Genomic DNA, 19,873 nt, shown 5'->3' on the forward strand with positions numbered 1-19,873 from the left:
AGATATAGCAAGGGACTGGGGATTGGGGACTGGGGACTAGGTGAAAAGTCTTTTGGTGTCTAAGTTGTATCATTTGTTAATGTCCTAACCACCAAGGCTTTTGCTATAAATACAATTTAAAAGAGATGTCAGAATTCAGAATTCATAATGCAATCAGTGGCGGATTTATAACCGCAAACTAGAAACACCGCAAAATTCAAAATTTGGTGGTAATGAAACCCAGTTATCCATCAGCTAGGCATACAGAATTCATTCTGTTAGCGGTAGCGGGGCGTTTAGCCCATTCTGACTCCTGACTTCTGAATTCTTTATTCTTAAATAATTGAAATTCCGCACAAGTTAGCAAAGCAATTTTCACAGTTGCCTTTACCAATTTGGCCACGCTCCCATTAAAGGAAGCGACAGGAATCGAACCTGCATATCCGTTGCCGGATGGTGTGTAGGCTTTACAAGTTAGGGCGCGGAATTAATTCTTTAATTAATCCGTACAAGTTTAAGAAGCTTTTTACAGCTTACGGCCGCTCTTACCAAATATTGGCAGTGGGCACGCACGCTAAATCTGCGAGAGACTTAGAAATCATGCTTCGCTAGCTCGATTGCTCGAATTTTACTACCTTAGGACCGTTATAAATGTGTATGTATGCTTCTTCTCTCAGGGCACGGATGACTAAACACTTCAACCATAGACAGCTTCAGGACGCACAATCAAATCCCCGCCAGGACGCCGATCGATTACATAAGCAGCAAGGCGATCGCTATTTACATCCAAATGCCGCGCAACCCTTTCCTTCACTACCATATCATTCATACTTGCTGTAATTCCCAGTTGTGTTTCTACAACATCAACAGAACGTCCTTCAAATCGAATATGAACCATCACAATCACCTCTTCTTTAATTACGAATTACGAATTACGAATTACGAATTATTTAATGGATCTGACCGGAATTGAACCGATACCTTCCCTGTGAGAGTTGCACTCACACCTCGTACAAGTTGAAAAAGCTGTGGTAACACCGCAGGAATTGAACCTGCACTTATCGTTTTAGAGACGATCGCTCTACCTTTGAGCAAGTATGTAAGCTTTTTCTGTCAGGGCACAAGTGAATCCGGGCGCTCTACCATTAGAGTTACAGACCCAAGTTTGTTAAGAATAATAGAAATTATTCTTTTGTTTCTTTTGCCTTTTAACTTTTGCACAGACGCGATTAATCGCGTCTCTACTTTTGCTTTTTTGGCAGTGGAGTCGTCGGGAATTGAACCCGAATCCTGCAACCGTCCGTTTGTTGGTTTCAGAGCAGTCGAACGCCAATCGCGACCCCCAAAAGTTCTAACTAGCTATTCAGTTTTCTTGGTTCTGAGATGTTTTAGTTTGGCCTGTTGGGAAGGCTTTTTTCTTCATATTACATTTGTAATATACAAAATACATGATGTCAAGGGGATACTACAAATTTTTTGGGAAAATGAGAAAGTCAGGGAAATGAATTCATAGAAAGTTGCCAATGTTAGGGCTGCTAGTCGGGGGAATTGTGTAGTTTATGCGCGATAACTAGCAGCGCGTATAGTGTTTCACTGATGGCGCGATCGCTTGATATCTTGGATTTAACAAATGAGTTAGGCGCGATCGCTACTCAAGGATCGATCTAAATGTAGGGTTAGAAATATATACGGAAGATTAAAAAAGTAACCTTAAAGACATAAAAGGCGATACTTCTGGGGAAAGACGTAATCACATCGCTAGCTTCTTAAGATGATTAGGGTTGAAGTCAAAAGTCCACGAAATCTGTTTGGTAGCTAGATGTAAGCTACAAGAAGCGGGGTGGAGCAATTACACAGGAGTTTGCACGGATATGAACAGTTCATTTACCCGCCCCCTGGCTGTGGTAACGGGTGCTTCCAGTGGCATAGGTTACGAACTTGCCAAACAATTTGCTCAAAACGGCTTTGATCTGCTAGTTACGTCTACTGGTCCCTTGCTCAATGAGGCGGCTGTTGCCTTCAAGGAATTGGGTGCTAAAGTCGAGACGGTGCAAGGCGATCTTGCCACCTATGACGGAGTTGAGAAGCTTTACGACAAGATTAAGGCTATTGGGCAACCCGTAGATGCGATCGCCATTAACGCAGGTGTCGGTGTTGGCGGCGAGTTTACCAAGACTGATTTGCAGGAAGAACTCAATCTGATTGAACTAAACGTCGCCTCAACAGTTCATCTTGCCAAACGAGTCGTCAAAGATATGGTCGAACGCGGCAAGGGACGAATTCTCTTTACCTCATCGATTGTCTCCCAGATGCCCAGTCCGTTCCAGGCAGTTTATGCGGCATCCAAGGCATTTGTACACTCCTTCTCAGAGGCGATCCGCAACGAATTGAAGGACACGGGTGTTACTGTCACTGCACTCATGCCCGGAGCCACTGAAACTAATTTCTTCCACCGTGCGGGGTTAGACGACACGAAAGTGGGTTCAGACAAAAAAGATGACCCAGCCGAAGTCGCAAAGCAGGGGTTTGAAGCTCTGATGGCAGGTAAAGATAGTGTACTTGCAGAATCGCTTAAGACGAAGGTTCAGGGTGCTATAGGGAGTATCCTGCCTGATACGGTCACTGCTGAACAGAACCGCAAGCTCAATGAACCTGGATCGGCTAACAACTAAGCTGCGCGAAGCTGCTGTAATCGCTTTTAAGTCCTCTCAAACTCACAGCTTGAGCCAGCAAAACAACATCTTAATCAGACAATTGTTATGAATCAACGCATTAAGGTTGAAAAAACTTTAACCATCGACAAGCCAGCAGAAGAACTCTACCGCTTCTGGCATAACTTTGAAAATTTGCCCAGTTTTACAAAGCATCTCAAAGATGTGAAGGTATATAACGACAAGCGATCTCACTGGATAACTAGCGGGCCGTTAGGCACAAGCCTTGAATGGGATGCAGACATTATTGAAGATCGCCCAAACGAATTAATTAGTTGGACTTCAGTTGAAGGCGCAGATATTGCCAACTCTGGTTATGTTCGCTTCAAGCCAACACTCAACGATCGCGGCACTGAGGTCAAAGTTGTCACGGAATACAATCCACCGGGTGGAGCAATTGGAGATGCAATTGCCAAACTCTTTGGCGAAGCACCTGAACAGCAGCTAGGAGACGATCTGCGCCGCTTTAAAATGCTGATGGAAACGGGCGAGATCGCTACAACTGAAGGTCAACCCAAAGGACACGACTAACCTAATAACAATACAGAAGAAAAGTAATGAAAGCAGTTTGCTGGCAAGGAACCAACAAGGTAGAAGTTGAAACCGTACCCGATCCCAAAATCATTAATCCGCGTGATGCGATCGTGAAAATTACATCAACCGCGATCTGTGGCTCTGATTTACATCTGTATAACGGCTTCAACCCCACAATGAAACATGGAGACATCTTGGGGCATGAATTCATGGGAGAGATCGTTGAACTAGGTAAGGGCGTTAAGAATAAAAAAGTTGGCGATCGCGTTGTTGTGCCATTTACGATTTCCTGCGGATCGTGTTTCTTCTGCAATCGGGATTTATGGTCGCTGTGCGATAACTCCAACCCCAATGCTTGGATGGCAGAAAAAGCTATGGGTCATTCCCCATCGGGTCTTTTCGGCTACTCCGCTTTGACGGGGGGCTACGCAGGAGGTCAAGCGGAATATGCCCGTGTTCCCTTTGCCGATGTCGGGTTATTCAAGATTCCCGACGGATTGGCAGATGAACAAGTGCTATTTTTCACTGATATTTTCCCTACTGGTTATATGGCAGCAGAAAATTGTGACATCCAACCAGGAGATACGGTTGCTATTTGGGGTTGCGGGCCAGTTGGGCAGTTTGCCATCAGAAGTGCCTTCATGCTGGGTGCTGGACGCGTCATTGCGATTGATCGCGTTCCCGAACGGCTCCAGATGGCAAAAGACGGTGGAGCGGAAGTTTTGAACTATGAAGAAATCGAGGTGGGTGAAGCTCTTAAAGAAATGACTGGGGGTCTCGGCCCCGATTCAGTCATGGATGCGGTGGGAATGGAAGCTCATGGTATGGGCTTGGAAGGCTTTTATGACAAGGCGATGCAAGCGGTGGGAATGGAAACCGATCGCCCCAATGTATTGCGTCAAGCGATCGTTGCCTGTCGTAAAGGTGGTACGGTGTCGGTTCCTGGTGTTTACACTGGCTTTGTAGACAAAATACCGATGGGTGCTTTCATGAACAAAGGCTTAACCATGAAAACAGGACAAACACACGTGCATCGATATTTGCAGACATTACTCGATCGCGTTCAAAACGGCGATATTGACCCATCGTTCGTAATCACCCACAGTCTGCCGCTAGAGCAAGCCCCGCACGCCTACGAAATTTTCAAGCATAAGAAAGACAACTGCATCAAGGTCGTGCTTAAGCCAGCTTAGGCTGCTTGAAACCTACGCTCTACAAATACTGCGGGTAACGGTAGTTAAGTAGATGAACAAAAATATTTACAGTCATTGCGAGCGTACTCCTTCGGAGTACGCTGCATTACTTCGGGACTTTGTGTACTTAGAAAAGACTATTCAGGGGGAACGGGCAACAGGCAACAGAGAAACCCACGCTTAAAAACATGGGATTGGAACAGGCTTTAAGGATGACTACGACAGAACGAAAATCTAAAGTCAACTATAGTTAAAAAACTATTATTTTTTCGAGGAGAAAAATAGAAGAGTATAAAATTTCCTCTCGGTAGGTTTAATCAATTTTGAGGAAAAACAAGTTAATGTTGAAAATTTGTGTGACTTTTTTGTCTGCCATCTTCCTGAGCTTTAATATGGCGATCGCCAACGCTTGGGCAACTGGTGAATTTTCTCGAACCTGTGAGAACATTAGTGTTGAGGGTTCAACTCTCACGGCTAGTTGCGAAAAAGCCGACGGATATACTCTCTCTACAACTTCTATCGACTTAAATCCATATATCGCCAATCTGGATGGAACCTTGAGTTGGGATGGAGATAAATTTGCTCTCACCTGCGCCAATATTGGTTTAGCTGGTACTAACAGACTCCGCGCTGAGTGTGAAAGAGCGGACGGAGAAACATATCTCGGAACATACATCAATCTTGATGAGCATATTGCCAATATTGACGGTAAGCTCAAGTTTGAATAACCTAGAACAGTCACTCTTGTAATCCCTGAAAAGGAAGTATTAAGGACTTCCAATAAATAAATTATCCAATCTTGTGAGGTAAGTATCTTACCTGCTTTTTGTTGCAGGTAGCTGAGACGCCCAGCCCACAATTAGTAATTGGATAACTTCAGGGTGCAATCTACTTAAAAAAAGGCAGAACATATATGTCAGACCAATTTACGTTTACCGTCACTAATAATACCGATCAAGCAATTACAGAGTTGTGGGTATCTCTTGATGAGGATGAATGGTCTCAATTTACCCTTTCTGAAGAAGGGATTCCCACTGGTGAAGCAGTAACAATTGCTTGGGCTGAATATACGAATGATTCGCCCTGTGAATGGTACATCTCTGCTGTCTTTGAAGATGAATCAGAAAGTGACTCAGCCTTATTTAACTTCTGTGAAGAACCAGATTTAGTATTCGGATAAATTTTTCTAACCCAACCTAGTAACTTCTGAATTCTGAGTTCTGAATTCTGACAAAAAAATTTTAGGGGTGGTTGTGTAACCACCCCTTTATTCCCCTCATATTAGAAATTAATTCCAACACCCTTTGTAGGATGTATATTTTACTTTGAAATATTAACTAAACTATCAACTTGAGAACTAGCCAAGGTTGGTGCTGTAAAAATACGCGAGTAGAGACTTGATGGTTGCTGGTGAGCAACGACTGGTAGAACTTGGCGAGCATGGGCGGCTAATTCTACTGCCTTGACATCATAAACCTGGGTTGCCAACTTGGGATAGAACCCGATACCAATGATTGGTAGCAGCAGACAAGCGGTAATAAACAGTTCACGGGGTTTGACATCAGATATAACTGCATCCAAGTGCAACTCTTGATTTTGGTTACCGTAGAACACTTGACGCAGCATCGATAGTAAGTAAATCGGTGTCAAAATCACGCCAACTGCTGACAGCAGCACCACTACAACTTTGAAGCTAGAACTGTAAACATCACTGGTGGCGATACCCAGGAATACCATCAATTCACCGACAAAGCCACTCATTCCTGGTAAGGCGAGAGAAGCCATTGAACCAACGGTAAACAGAGCAAAAGTTTTGGGCATTACCTTCGCCATTCCACCCATTTTATCCATCATCAGGGTGTGGGTGCGATCGTAAGTGACACCAGATAAGAAGAATAAGCTAGCGGCAATCAAACCGTGGGAAACCATTTGTAGTACAGCGCCGCTGATGCCAAGTTCTGTATAGGAGGCAATTCCAATCAGCACAAACCCCATGTGGGCAATTGAGGAGTAAGCCAAGCGACGCTTGAGGTTGGTTTGGGCAAAGGCACAACAAGCACCATAGACAATGTTCACTACACCCAAAATCGCCAGCACTGGAGCAAAGTAAACATGGGCATCAGGCAGCATTTCAACGTTGATGCGGATGAGAGCGTAACCACCCATTTTCAACAATACACCAGCTAAAATCATCGAACCGGGTGCTGATGCTTCACCGTGGGCATCAGGTAGCCAAGTGTGCAAGGGGAAAATCGGCAGTTTTACACCGAAGGCAATTAAGAAACCCGCGTAAACTAATAGTTCAAAAGCTTTGGGATATTCTTTCATTCCCAGAGTCGCCATATCGAAGGTGACGGTATCTCCGGAGAATGCCATTGCAAAACCCGCTACCAAGATGAATATTGAGGCAGCAGCAGTGTAAAGTATGAATTTCGTGGCTGCATAGCGGCGGTTTTGTCCTCCCCAGATGGAAATCAGCAGGTAAACCGGCACTAACTCGATTTCCCACATCAGGAAGAACAACAGCAAATCTTGAGCAACAAACACGCCAAGCTGGGCGCTGTACATCGCTAGCATCAAACCATAAAATAATCGCGGCTTGTTGGTAACTTTCCAAGCCGCGAATATTGCGAGGGTATTGATTAAGCCTGTCAGAAGTACTAAGGGCATCGATAAACCATCAACCCCCACAGCCCAATGTAAACCCAACTGCGGTACCCAAGGATAGTTTTCTACAAGTTGGAGTGTTGAACTTTGGAAGTCGTACTTATACCAAAAGGTATAAATCATCAATGCAAAATCTGCGAAAGCAACCCCTAAACCGTACCAACGAACGGTTTTACCTTCTTTATCTGGGATTAACGGGATGGCTAAGGCAGCCACCAAGGGCAAGGCAATTATGGCTGTTAACCAAGGAAATTCCATAGCATTCATCACTTCTGACAATCAATTTCACTTTTCGCTTTTAATTACATTATATTAAGCAATTTGTACTTTTGTAAACGCGATCGCTCCTGAAAAGATTAAATTTTAGATTTAGATAGTAATAAATACTTATCCACAACTGTTGTAGCCCATTCTAAATGTAAAGTTTTACAACGTCAACAAAAAACGGCGGCTAATGCCACCGTCTTAATTTATGGTTTCGTCTGATTTTGGCTTGATGAGTCTTTGCTCAGATTTCAAACAATCCGGTTGACAATTGTCCAGACTTCACCATCTGAGCGGACGTGGGGAACAGAGATTGTCTTGAACCCAGTAATAAAGGGTTTGTAATAAACTTGCCAATATATGGGACTAAGCTCATCGGCGCAACGTTTGAGTAGCCGGATTTCTGTAGCTAGTTCTGTTGCGAGTTGATTAACGCGTTGAGCATGAACCTGAGCTAGTTTTTTTGCTTCTTCTAGCTGCTGCTGTTGAGTAAGTTGTTTTGATTCAATTTGCCAACGGGCTAATTGGGCTTGTTTTTGCTTTACTTGCAATTCCAGGGCTGCAACTGCATCATCTATGCCCTTGAGTTCAGCAGATAATTGGGGATTTTCTCTGGCGTGGCGACGGTAAGCGTCAACCATTGCCAAGGCTGAATCATTTTCGCCAGATATTACATTATTAATAGTGAGTGCAGCACGTTCTTGCTGGAGAGCTTGAATTTGAGATTTAAGCGCCGTTATTTCAGTTTGAATTTGATCCATAAGTGTGGGGAGTGGGGAGTGGGGAGTGGGGAGTGGGGATTGGGGATTGGGGATTGGGGATTGGGGACTGGGGACTAGGGAGATGGGGAGAATAACTCTAAACTCCTAACTCCTAACTTTTAACTCCTAACTCAGCACGGGCTAAACGCCCCGCTATCCATGTACAGCACTCCCAATGCCCAATGCCCAATGCCCCATGCCCATATCTTTTAACTTTTTGCGCCTTGGATATCCAGAGAAAGCGATCGCACATTGGCTATAATTCCTTCTTGTTCCCAAGCATTGGACATCGCGGCTTCCACAGCTTTTGAGTGTAACTCATCTGTCAAAGCTAACAGTGTCGGTCCTGCACCACTAATCACCATGCCATAAGCACCAGCCGTTACAGCTGCTAGATTGACAGAATCGTAACTAGGAATTAAAGCTTTGCGATAGGGCTGATGCAATTTATCTTGCAAAGCTGCCTTTAACCATTCTGCTTTACCAGTTTCCAAGCCACGCAACAATAAACCCAAATGTGCTGTATTGAAAATCGCATCTGCACGACTGACTTCGGTTGGGAGAACCTGCCGCGCTTCTGAAGTCGAAAGTTCAAAATCAGGAATAGCTAAGACTGGTATGATATCTTGATGCCAGGGAACATCACAAATTTCCCAACCTGCACCACTGGTGGCAGCTAGGCGACATCCCCCCAACAAAGCTGGAACTACATTATCAGGATGTCCTTCCATTGCGATCGCTAACTCCATCACCTGGGACTGACTCATCGGCCCACCCTCAAGTTGATTCGCCGCAACCAACCCACCAACAATTGCGGTGGCGGAACTACCCAAACCCCTCGCCAACGGTACACCCAGTTGAATTTCTATTTTCACCGATGGCGGTGTCTGCTCTATATGTTGATAGAATCTGATGAACGCTTGGTACAGGAGATTGCTTTCATCAGTTTGTACTCGTTGGGCTTCTTCACCTGTGACAGCGATAATTAAACCACCCTCTTCCACACGAGTGAACTTGAACTGGTTGTACAGCTTTAAAGCTGCACCGATGCAATCAAAACCAGGCCCCAAATTAGCAGTTGTGGCGGGAACGGTAACAGTGACACCAGAAACAACAGACATCTGCAAAAACTCCCTAATCAATCAACCAGCATCCCACGTAAAGGGTTAATTTGCTCATCTGGTTTTTAACAAAGTAGGGTAGCACAGCTAGCTGTGCTACCCCATCATGCATTGGATTCAAATTAAAATTGCTATTATTTTTTCCCTATATAGCAATACTTTGTGCGATTTTGGAAGGTAGAAGATAAGTGTAAGGTTGTGAAAGAGATGCGTTACGGACAGATATTTTTGTTTCAATTTCTTGAAGACTTATCTGGAATTTTTGGAATGCCTGCTTTGCAACAGGATTAGAGAAAGGATTTGTCAAAGTCACGAGAGATTTGCTGGAGTATGGAGGTGCTATAGTTAAAGCCTTTACGAGAACGATTTGCTGAATAGATTGAAAGCGATTTGGCAATCTTTGAGGAAGTATTACTTTGTTTTCATTTTCAGATTTAAATAGATCCAAGAAAGGCTTGTAAACAGCAAACGGGTTATTAGGAATCCATGCAGCATAGTCATATTGACCAAAATTGACGGCTGAATGCTGAGCAGTTGCCGTAAAAATAATGATGGTGACAATCTCAATTAAATCATCTAATGTATTTAGCTGGTCAGATTTCTCAGGAGTCAGCAATCCCTTGATGTTGCCATTATCGAGGAGTTCAGCTTTCCAGTTTTGCAGCTGCCGATCGCGAGTGATTTCTGCATCATTTTTGTAGTGCGATCGCAAAACATCGTCTACATAGTTTTTGATAGCATTCCAGATTAATAATGCATCATCACGATAATAGTAATTTGGTAAATCATCAACCTCACGTTCTCGCAAGTCGTATGGCAAAGCTAGCTGATAAAAATTCAATCCTTTTGTTTGATTTTCTGTTTTTTGACCGTTGTATCCTCTATTCAAAAGTTCATTAGAACCGGTATAACCCAGTGAGCCTATATTGTCAAATAAACCACCCCTACCCAGGAATACATTACGAGCCATATTATTGATGGGCAAGGTGTTGAAAAAATGAGGCTTTAACAGTTGATATAAAATGTGTTGCGACGATAATTTTCGGTTTGTAGTTACTGCAAAAGGCTCAATAATTAGATGTGTATTGAGCAAGTGAGAAACCATACCTTGATAAGCAACATCAGCACCAGCTACAGCTAGCTTTGCGACCGCCCAGTGTTCGGGTAGCGAGTTGGGCGTGAAGATTTGTTGAATTTTCTTGTCTTGAGCGTCAGTTTTTTCCTGTAATTGTATGGCGATCGGAAGAAGCTGTTTTTGATCATCTACATAAAAAAGACAAATTGGAGACTGTAAATATCTTCCTAATTGGTCTGCTAAGTCAGCAGTGATAATGTTATCAAAGATTGGATACTCCAAGATATACAGGCGATTTTCTGCCAACGCTGATGTTAGGTCGATATCCTTACCCCTAACTGGGTTAATTATTTCATTTGTAACTCGAAAATTTCCATCGGTATTAATATCTTGCGGCTTGCATTTGCGTATCATGACTGGATTCATGCCGTTCAGACGTTGACGACCAAACTCTATATCTGATTGCCAATTTTTAGCAACATCTGGCTTTTGAAAAAAAGTCCAAGGTTTAAAGAATTCATGAAATTCTTCCAGATTGTTCCAATTATTAAAGTCAGCAAAAATTGCCATTAACCCCAAGTCTGCTGTGCCTGTCAAGACAATTTCGCCTTTTTTCAACTTATTCCAAAGATAAGGAAATAGATGTAGAAATTGTGCTGTAAGTAAACCTATCACACCTTTAATAGCAGTAAAAAGAAAAATTATAATTTTTCCTATACTAAATCCTTCTCCCTTAGGTACACCTTTGACGTGACCAGGTAAGTTCTCATAAGTTCGCTCCCATTGGTACTGACTTTCTACATTCTGCGAAATTTTTTGATTCGTCTGACTATCATCGAGTGGGGTAAAATCTTTGATTGTGGTTGTTTTAGAGTAATTCATTATTTAGAATTCCTGGATTCTCAGCTAAAAAAGGTAGTAAAGTCTAAGATTCAAGTTTTTCAGGTGTAATATTTCCTGTTGTCCTGATACTTGCGTTGTTACTACCTCAGCCACAAATTATCCGGTATTTTTAATTAAATCATCTAATTGAAAATACTTAATATCATGTTAAATAATGTTTCATTAATACCAATAATTACCCTGACCCTGGAGATAGTAAAGTTCAGTGAATTTGCTTATACTGTGAGTGCGATCGCAAAATTTTTAGGTCTAGGGACTTCCGATTAAAAAATATCTAAAATGACAATTGTTAACCAAAAAGGGGTTTCAGGATATAGGGGATATGAGTAAGCCATCGCACAATTGAAACACCGAAAGAAACCTAGTACAGCGCATCGTAAATATAACTACTATCTCAATTTATTCATCTGCCAGTCGTACAGAATTCATACTGAATTCTGACTCCTGACTCCTGAATTCTGTTCTGTTAAAAAAACACAAATAGATTAAGAAATGTAAATCGCTTAAAAGCCTATGTTGAAAGCTTTTTTGGCGCTTTACATAAGTTTATATAGTTCGGTTTAATTGTCCATACCTACTTAGTAAATATTAAATTCATCTTTGTGCTGGATTGTCAGGCAAGAATCAATCTAATTTGATTTTCAATATGAAGCTTAGATGTAGCTAGCCGTAGGGATAGTTAACCAAAAATTATATTCACTAGCCTAATTCTTAGTATAATTTTCAGTACTATTACTGATTAATAAAAACTCTCTAGCCTTAATCTATCACTGATGCCATAGCCGAATAAACAACAACTCAAATTGAAGGAAATACTCATGGCAAATTCAGTTTTCAACTTATCTAACCTCAACGGCTCTAACGGCTTTAAAATCAATGGCATCGCTGCGAATGATAACTCAGGAATCTCTGTCAGCAGTGCGGGGGATATCAACGGCGACGGCTTTGACGACTTACTTATCGGGGCAAAGCGTGCCGACCCCAACGGCTCTGACTCAGGGCAGAGCTACGTGGTGTTTGGCAAAAGCACAGGCTTTAGCGCAGCCCTCAACCTCTCCACCCTCAACGGTTCTAACGGCTTTAAAATCAATGGCATCTTGGCAGGTGACCAATTAGGCGTCTCTGTCAGCAGTGCTGGGGATGTCAACGGCGACGGCTTCGACGACCTGATTATCGGGGCATCATTTGCCGACCCCAACGGCTTGAGTTCAGGGCAAAGCTACGTGGTGTTTGGCAAAAGCACAAGCTTTAGCTCAACTCTCGACCTCTCCACCTTCAACGGCTCTAACGGCTTTAAAATCAACGGTATTGCAGCAGGTGACCTCTCAGGCACCTTTGTCAGTAGTGCGGGGGATGTGAACGGCGACGGCTTCGACGATGTGATTATCGGAGCAATGTTTGCCGACCCCAACGGTGATAATTCTGGGCAGAGCTATGTGGTGTTTGGCAAAAGCACAGGTTTTAGCACCAACCTCGACCTCTCAACCCTCAATGGCTCTAACGGCTTTAAAATCAACGGCATTCTCGCAGGTGACAACTTAGGCAACTCTGTCAGTAGTGCGGGGGATGTGAACGGCGACGGCTTTGATGACCTGATTATCGGGGCAAGGCGTGCCGACCCCAACGGTTCCGACTCGGGGCAGAGTTACGTGGTGTTTGGTAGCAGCAGTGGCTTTAGCGCGACCCTCAATCTCTCCACCCTCAACGGCTCTAACGGCTTCGCTATTAATGGCATCGCTCTCGGTGATTACTCAGGCAACTCTGTCAGTAGTGCGGGGGATATCAATGGTGACGGCTTTGATGACCTGATTATCGGAGCATCAAGTGCTGACCCGAACGGCTTCCAATCAGGGCAAAGCTACGTGGTGTTTGGTAAAAACACAGGCTTTAGCGCTACTCTCAATCTCTCCACCCTCAATGGTTCTAACGGCTTTAAAATCAACGGCATCGCCGCGTATGACTCCTCAGGTATCTCTGTCAGCAGTGCTGGAGATGTTAATGGCGACGGTTTTGACGACCTGATTATCGGGGCAACATTTGCCGATGCCAACGGGTCGAGTTCAGGGCAGAGCTACGTGGTGTTTGGCAAAAGCACAGGCTTTAGCGCGACCCTCAACCTCTCTACCCTCAACGGCTCTAACGGCTTTGCTATCAACGGTATCGCAGTGGAAGACTTCTCTGGCAACTCTGTCAGTAGTGCTGGGGATGTCAACAATGATGGCTTCGATGACCTGATTATCGGGGCATTTGGGGCTGACCCCAATGGCTCTTCTTCAGGGCAGAGTTACGTGGTATTTGGTAACGGCGCTCCTGTGCTTGACCTCAACGGTTTGGGCAGTAACTCTGTGGGGATTAATTTTAGCACCACCTTTACTGGTACTCCCGTCTCCATTGTCGATAACGACTTCATTCTGACGGACAACAACGCTACCCTAGCTGGTGCTACCATCACCATTACTAATCTCTTAAATGGTACAGCTGAAAGTCTGGGCGCTACTGCGATCGCCAACATTACCGCTACTTACAATGCCACCACAGGCATTCTTACCCTCAGCGGTACAGATACAATTGCCAATTACCAACAAGTCTTTGCCAGCCTTACTTACAACAATACAGCTGCTTCTCCTAACACAACTAACCGGATAATTGAGTTTGTCGTCAATGACGGGCAAGCTTTCAGTAACACGAGTGCAGTGGCGACTACTACCTTAGCTTTTAACGCCAATGGCAACCAACCGCCAACTGCCATCAATGATGTCTTCAGCACTAGTGAGGATACAGTTGTCAATGGTAATGTACTAGTTGCCAATCCCACTACCCCCGACAGTGACCCGAACAACGACACTTTAACCGTGACACAGGTTAATGGCAATGGTGCGGGTGTAGGCAACCAGATTACTTTAACTTCTGGCGCTTTGCTAACCCTCAACAGCAATGGCAGTTTTGTCTACAACCCTAACGGTCAATTTGAATCTTTGGGTGTGGCAGCCACTGCCAGCGACAGTTTTACTTACACTATCAGTGATGGTAACGGCGGCACCAGCACAGCAACAGTCAATCTAACCATCAACGGTGTCAACGATGGAGCAACTATCACGGGCACAGCTACCGCAGTAGTTACAGAAGATGCAACTACCCCAAATCTGACAGCTACAGGTTCCCTCACCGTTAGTGATGTCGATGCAGGTCAAAATTTATTCAACACCACGGTCACCTCAGCTACAGGGAATCTTGGTAGCCTCAGTATTACCAGTGCGGGGGCTTACAGCTATAGTGTTGCTAACAGTGCAGTACAGTCTCTTGGTGCTGGTCAAACTCAGACTGAAACCTTTACTGTTACCTCTATTGACGGCACAGCTAGCCGAAACATCATTGTCACTATCAATGGTGTTAACGATACTGCGACTATCACGGGCACAGCTACCGCAATCGTTACAGAAGATGCAACTACCCCAAATCTGACAGCTACAGGTTCCCTTACTGTTAGTGATGTCGATGCAGGTCAAAATTTATTCAGCACCACGGTCACCTCAGCTACAGGGAATCTTGGTAGCCTCAGCATTACCAGTGCAGGAGCTTACAGCTACAGCGTTGCTAACAGTGCGGTGCAGTTTTTAGGTGCTGGTCAAACTAAAACTGAAACCTTTACTGTTGCCTCTCTTGACGGCACGGGTACTCAAGATATTGTCATCACCATCAACGGTGTTAACGATGAAGCGACTATTACTGGCACAGCCACCGCAGTCGTTACAGAAGATACAACTACCCCAAATCTGACAGCTACAGGTTCCCTCACCGTTAGTGATGTCGATGCAGGTCAAAATTTATTCAACACTACGGTCACCTCAGCTACAGGGAATCTCGGTAGCCTTAGCATTACCAGTGCAGGAGCTTACACTTACAGTGTTGCTAACAGTGCGGTGCAGTTTTTAGCTACTGGTCAAACTAAAACTGAAACCTTTACTGTTGCCTCTGTTGACGGCACGGTCACTCAAGATATTGTCATCACCATCAACGGTGTTAACGATGCTGCAACTATTACTGGCACAACCACCGCAGTCGTTACAGAAGATGCAACTACCCCAAATCTAACAGCTACAGGTTCCCTTACCATCAACAATGTTGATGCAGGTCAAAATTTATTCAGCACCACGGTCACCTCAGCTACAGGGAATCTCGGTAGCCTCAGCATTACCGCTGCTGGAGCTTACACTTACAGTGTTGCTAACAGTGCGGTGCAGTTCTTAGGTGCTGGTCAAACTAAGACTGAAACCTTTACTGTTGCCTCTGTTGACGGCACGGTCACTCAAGATATTGTCATCACCATCAACGGTGTTAACGATGCTGCAACTATTACTGGCACAGCTACCGCAGTTGTTACAGAAGATGCAACTACGCCGAACTTGACAGCTACAGGTTCCCTCACCGTTAGCGATGTTGATGCAGGTCAAAGTTTATTCAACACTACAGTCACTTCAGCTACAGGGAATCTCGGTAGCCTCAACATTACCAGTGCGGGAGCTTACACTTACAGCGTTGCTAACAGTGCAGTACAGTCTCTCAGTGCTGGTCAAACTAAGACTGAAACCTTTACTGTTAACTCTCTTGACGGCACAGCTAGCCGAAACATTATCGTCACCATTAACGGTGTTAATGATGTTGCGACTGTTACTGGCACAGCTACCGCAGTTGTTACAGAAGATGCAACTACGCCAAATCTGACAGCTACAGGTTCCCTTACCGTTAGCGATGTTGATGCAGGTGAAAACATCTTCAACACCACAGTCACTTCCGCGACAGGGAATCTCGGTAGCCTCAACATTACCAGTGCGGGAGCTTACACTTACAGCGTTGCTAACAGTGCAGTACAGTCTCTCAGTGCTGGTCAAACTAAAACTGAAACCTTTACTGTTAACTCTCTTGACGGCACAGCTAGCCGAAACATTATCGTCACCATCAACGGTGTTAATGATGCTGCAACTATTACTGGCACAGCTACCGCAGTTGTTACAGAAGATGCAACTACGCCAAATCTGACAGCTACAGGTTCCCTCACCGTTAGCGATGTTGATGCAGGTCAAAACATCTTCAACACCACAGTCACTTCCGCTACAGGAAATCTCGGTAGCCTCAGCATTACCAGTGCGGGAGCTTACACTTACAGCGTTGCTAACAGTGCGGTACAATCTCTTGGTGCTGGTCAAACTAAGACTGAAACCTTTACTGTTGCCTCTCTTGACGGCACAGCTAGCCGAAACATTATTGTCACCATTAACGGTGTTAATGATGCTCCTACTATCACGGGCACAGCCACCGCAGTCGTTACAGAAGATGCAACTACGCCAAATCTGACAGCTACAGGTTCCCTCACCGTTAGCGATGTTGATGCAGGTCAAAGCCTATTCAACACTACGGTCACTTCAGCTACAGGAAATCTCGGTAGTCTCAGCATTACCAGTGCGGGAGCTTACACTTACAGCGTTGCTAACAGTGCGGTACAATCTCTTGGTGCTGGTCAAACTAAGACTGAAACCTTTACTGTTGCCTCTCTTGACGGCACAGCTAGCCGAAACATTATTGTCACCATCAACGGTGTTAATGATGCTCCTACTATCACGGGCACAGCCACCGCAGTCGTTACAGAAGATGCAACTACGCCAAATCTGACAGCTACAGGTTCCCTCACCGTTAGCGATGTTGATGCAGGTCAAAGCCTATTCAACACTACGGTCACTTCAGCTACAGGAAATCTCGGTAGTCTCAGCATTACCAGTGCGGGAGCTTACACTTACAGCGTTGCTAACAGTGCGGTACAATCTCTTGGTGCTGGTCAAACTAAGACTGAAACCTTTACTGTTGCCTCTCTTGACGGCACAGCTAGCCGAAACATTATTGTCACCATCAACGGTGTTAATGATGCTCCTACTATCACGGGCACAGCCACCGCAGTCGTTACAGAAGATGCAACTACGCCAAATCTGACAGCTACAGGTTCCCTCACCGTTAGCGATGTTGATGCAGGTCAAAGCCTATTCAACACTACGGTCACTTCAGCTACAGGAAATCTCGGTAGTCTCAGCATTACCAGTGCGGGAGCTTACAGCTACAGTGTTGCTAACAGTGCAGTACAATCTCTCGGTGCTGGTCAAACTAAGACCAATACTTTTACTGTTACCTCTGTTGACGGCTCAGCTAGCCGAAACATTATTGTCACCATTAACGGTGTTAATGATGTTGCGACTATTACTGGCACAGCCACCGCAGTCGTTACAGAAGATGCAACTACGCCAAATCTGACAGCTACAGGTTCCCTTACCGTTAGTGATGTTGATGCAGGTCAAAACATCTTCAACACCACAGTCACTTCCGCTACAGGAAATCTCGGTAGCCTCAGTATTACTAGTGCGGGAGCTTACAGCTACAGTGTTGCTAACAGTGCCGTACAGTTCTTAGGTGCTGGTCAAACTAAGACTGAAACCTTTACTGTTAACTCTCTTGACGGCACAGCTAGCCGAAACATTATTGTCACCATCAACGGTGTTAATGATGCACCAACAGTGAATAGTGCGATCGCAGATCGAACTACCATTGAAAATAGTGTCTTCAACTTCACCGTTCCCACCAACACCTTTGCTGATGTCGATACAAGCAACACCTTAACCTATACCGCCACCTTAGATAACGGTAACGCCTTACCTAGCTGGTTAACCTTCAATTCCAGTACTCGCATCTTTAGTGGCACACCTGCGGCTGCTAATGTGGGAACTATCAGCATCAGACTTACGGCCAGAGACACGAGCAACGCTACTGTCAGCGATATCTTTAACCTGACAGTTACTCCCCTCAACTTGACGGGAACCGCAAACGCCGATAACCTCACAGGCACAGCTAGCAACAACGTCATCGATGGATTAGGTGGTAACGATAACCTCAATGGTGGTGCAGGCAATGATACCCTTATTGGCGGTGCAGGCAATGATACCCTTATTGGCGGTGCGGGTAATGATATCCTCACAGGTGGAACTGATGCCGATCGGTTCCTTTACAACACTTCTGCTGCCTTTACAACTTCTGCTGTCGGTATAGATACTATTACTGATTTCAATCGTTCCCAAGGTGACAAAATTGTACTGGATAAAACCACTTTCAATGCAATTACTTCTAATGCAGGAACGGGTTTTAGTAATGCGAGTGATTTTCAGGTGATTAATTCCGACACGACAATTTTACTGGGCATCACCACTGCGGAAATTATCTACAACTCTTCCAATGGAAAGTTGTTCTACAACCAAAATGGCATCTTGTCTGGTTTGGGGAGTGGCGGTCAATTTGCAACTTTTACTGGTGCGCCAAGTTTAATAGCTACTGACTTCATCATTCAAGCGTAGCAAGAGGTTTAGTCTATGGGCTGGGAAAATATTTGCCCAGCCCAGTACTGCTCTGATAAGCAGGGGAGGCAGGGGAGGCTTGCGTTGTAGGGTAGGCAAAACTCAACGCCAGCCTCCATTTCTCCCCCGGCTATTGAACAGCTTGCCTCAACCAAGAAATTCCTTAACCGAGCGGTATTGTTACCCAGCCTACTTTTAAGCTTCCAAAGAACGGCATTCCTTATATTTGTTCAGTTAATTTGCTTATTTGGTGCGGGTGCGATCGCCAATCAAATTTGCCCTCCACTGACACCAGAAACTATCGCTTTCTGGATTCCGAAAATAGCTAATTTCAAAAGTTTGCAATTATATTTTGTTTAAAAGTAACTTGGTTGTCTCACCACTATTGAACACATCCAACTCGCACCGCCGTAGTTGCAGCTTCAGTGCGGTTCGTGACTCCTAACTTATTTAGTACCTGGCTGACATGATGCCTGATGGTAGAAGGACTCAATTTCATCCGTTGAGCGATCGCGTCATTACTCAATCCCAGAGCCAGCAGTGCTAAAACCTCTTGCTGTCGCTTGCTCAATTCATAGACAGTTTGGGATGATGGTTTGCTTGGTTGCAGCAAAGCCTGAATAACTTCTTGTGCTAACATCGACCGACCGATCGCAGCAGATCGTATGGCATCCGCCAACTCATCAATCGAGATACCCTTGAGCAGGTAGCCAATAGCTCCGGCTTGCATTGCTTGCTGTACCAAGTCATTCGCTAGAAAACTCGTCAAAATTAAAACTTGAATTTCTGGGTATTTTTTGCGGATAGCTCTTGTTGCTTCTGCCCCATTCATCCCCACCATCATCAAATCCATCAGCACTACATCTGGTTGCAATTCTTTGCACAGATCTACTGCTTCATCTCCATTACGCGCTTCACCCACTAATTTAATGTCATCAAATGCCAGTAAGAGAAATTTAATACCGCCCCGCAAGATTTCATGATCGTCAACGGTAATCACCCGAATCGGTTTTACTGGTTTATCTTTTTCCATATATAAATTCGCAGTATTAAAGCGATTTTTAATACATTTATCTTATTGTTTATTGTTCCATTTTCAGAATTTCTACGTAAGATTCTTAATCTTTAATTTTTTATTTCACCAGTCAATCACGCAATAATCCCACAATTTAGTCTAAGAACCCGTCTTTTCCAAGAAAGTCAGTGAAAATAAACATTGCAATATTACAAAAAGTAAATATGTCTTAAATCCGTACCATCAAACACTTAAAAGAGTA

General features: G+C 44.4%; 11 protein-coding genes and 1 pseudogene. 6 read left to right on the forward strand and 6 right to left on the reverse strand.

The genetic code is table 11. The annotated features are described in order from the left end of the window. Window positions 1–676: 676 nt before the first annotated feature. On the reverse strand, window positions 677–877 hold the full coding sequence (locus tag IQ276_RS30780) for a hypothetical protein (RefSeq protein WP_193918783.1): 201 nt from the start codon (window positions 875–877) through the stop codon (window positions 677–679). A 973-nt stretch (window positions 878–1,850) separates the two neighbouring features. On the opposite strand from IQ276_RS30780, the gene IQ276_RS30785 reads away from it, so the two are divergent. From IQ276_RS30785 to IQ276_RS30805, 5 genes and pseudogenes are all read left to right on the forward strand, one after another. After that, window positions 1,851–2,651: an SDR family NAD(P)-dependent oxidoreductase gene (locus IQ276_RS30785; protein WP_193918785.1), complete on the forward strand. Its 801-nt coding sequence runs from the start codon at window positions 1,851–1,853 to the stop codon at window positions 2,649–2,651. An 81-nt stretch (window positions 2,652–2,732) separates the two neighbouring features. Further along, window positions 2,733–3,221: pseudogene (locus tag IQ276_RS30790) on the forward strand (SRPBCC family protein); the annotation flags it as partial. A 26-nt stretch (window positions 3,222–3,247) separates the two neighbouring features. Beyond that, window positions 3,248–4,417 (forward strand): zinc-dependent alcohol dehydrogenase, encoded by a 1,170-nt coding sequence (locus IQ276_RS30795; protein ID WP_190878776.1) that lies wholly within the window; start codon window positions 3,248–3,250, stop codon window positions 4,415–4,417. Window positions 4,418–4,758: 341 nt separating this feature from the next. Further along, on the forward strand, window positions 4,759–5,145 hold the full coding sequence (locus IQ276_RS30800) for a mannose-binding lectin (RefSeq protein WP_193918789.1): 387 nt from the start codon (window positions 4,759–4,761) through the stop codon (window positions 5,143–5,145). Between the two features lie 185 nt (window positions 5,146–5,330). Further along, a complete protein-coding gene (locus IQ276_RS30805) occupies window positions 5,331–5,597 on the forward strand; it encodes a hypothetical protein (RefSeq protein ID WP_073643277.1) in 267 nt (88 codons plus the stop codon). Between the two features lie 140 nt (window positions 5,598–5,737). Here the strand turns inward: IQ276_RS30805 and IQ276_RS30810 are convergent, their stop codons facing one another. The 4 genes from IQ276_RS30810 to IQ276_RS30825 form a co-directional block, all read right to left on the reverse strand. Continuing rightward, entirely contained in the window at window positions 5,738–7,351 is a 1,614-nt protein-coding gene (locus tag IQ276_RS30810; RefSeq protein WP_193918790.1) for an NAD(P)H-quinone oxidoreductase subunit 4, read from the reverse strand. A gap of 248 nt (window positions 7,352–7,599) precedes the next feature. Beyond that, entirely contained in the window at window positions 7,600–8,109 is a 510-nt protein-coding gene (locus IQ276_RS30815) for a hypothetical protein (protein ID WP_193918792.1), read from the reverse strand. A 209-nt stretch (window positions 8,110–8,318) separates the two neighbouring features. After that, window positions 8,319–9,230, reverse strand: a complete 912-nt coding sequence (gene thrB, locus IQ276_RS30820; protein WP_193917119.1) for a homoserine kinase — start codon at window positions 9,228–9,230, stop codon at window positions 8,319–8,321. A gap of 145 nt (window positions 9,231–9,375) precedes the next feature. Then, window positions 9,376–11,187 (reverse strand): lipoxygenase family protein, encoded by a 1,812-nt coding sequence (locus tag IQ276_RS30825; protein ID WP_193917117.1) that lies wholly within the window; start codon window positions 11,185–11,187, stop codon window positions 9,376–9,378. Window positions 11,188–12,026: 839 nt separating this feature from the next. Here IQ276_RS30825 and IQ276_RS30830 point away from each other — a divergent pair. After that, on the forward strand, window positions 12,027–18,596 hold the full coding sequence (locus IQ276_RS30830) for a VCBS domain-containing protein (RefSeq protein WP_235116119.1): 6,570 nt from the start codon (window positions 12,027–12,029) through the stop codon (window positions 18,594–18,596). A gap of 382 nt (window positions 18,597–18,978) precedes the next feature. Here the strand turns inward: IQ276_RS30830 and IQ276_RS30835 are convergent, their stop codons facing one another. Beyond that, window positions 18,979–19,629 carry a response regulator gene (locus IQ276_RS30835; RefSeq protein WP_228043066.1) on the reverse strand — a complete coding sequence of 217 codons (651 nt, stop codon included), beginning with the start codon at window positions 19,627–19,629 and terminating at the stop codon, window positions 18,979–18,981. Window positions 19,630–19,873: the final 244 nt, after the last annotated feature.

It is taken from the genome of Desmonostoc muscorum LEGE 12446, assembly GCF_015207005.2.
GTDB classification, from domain to species: domain Bacteria; phylum Cyanobacteriota; class Cyanobacteriia; order Cyanobacteriales; family Nostocaceae; genus Nostoc; species Nostoc muscorum.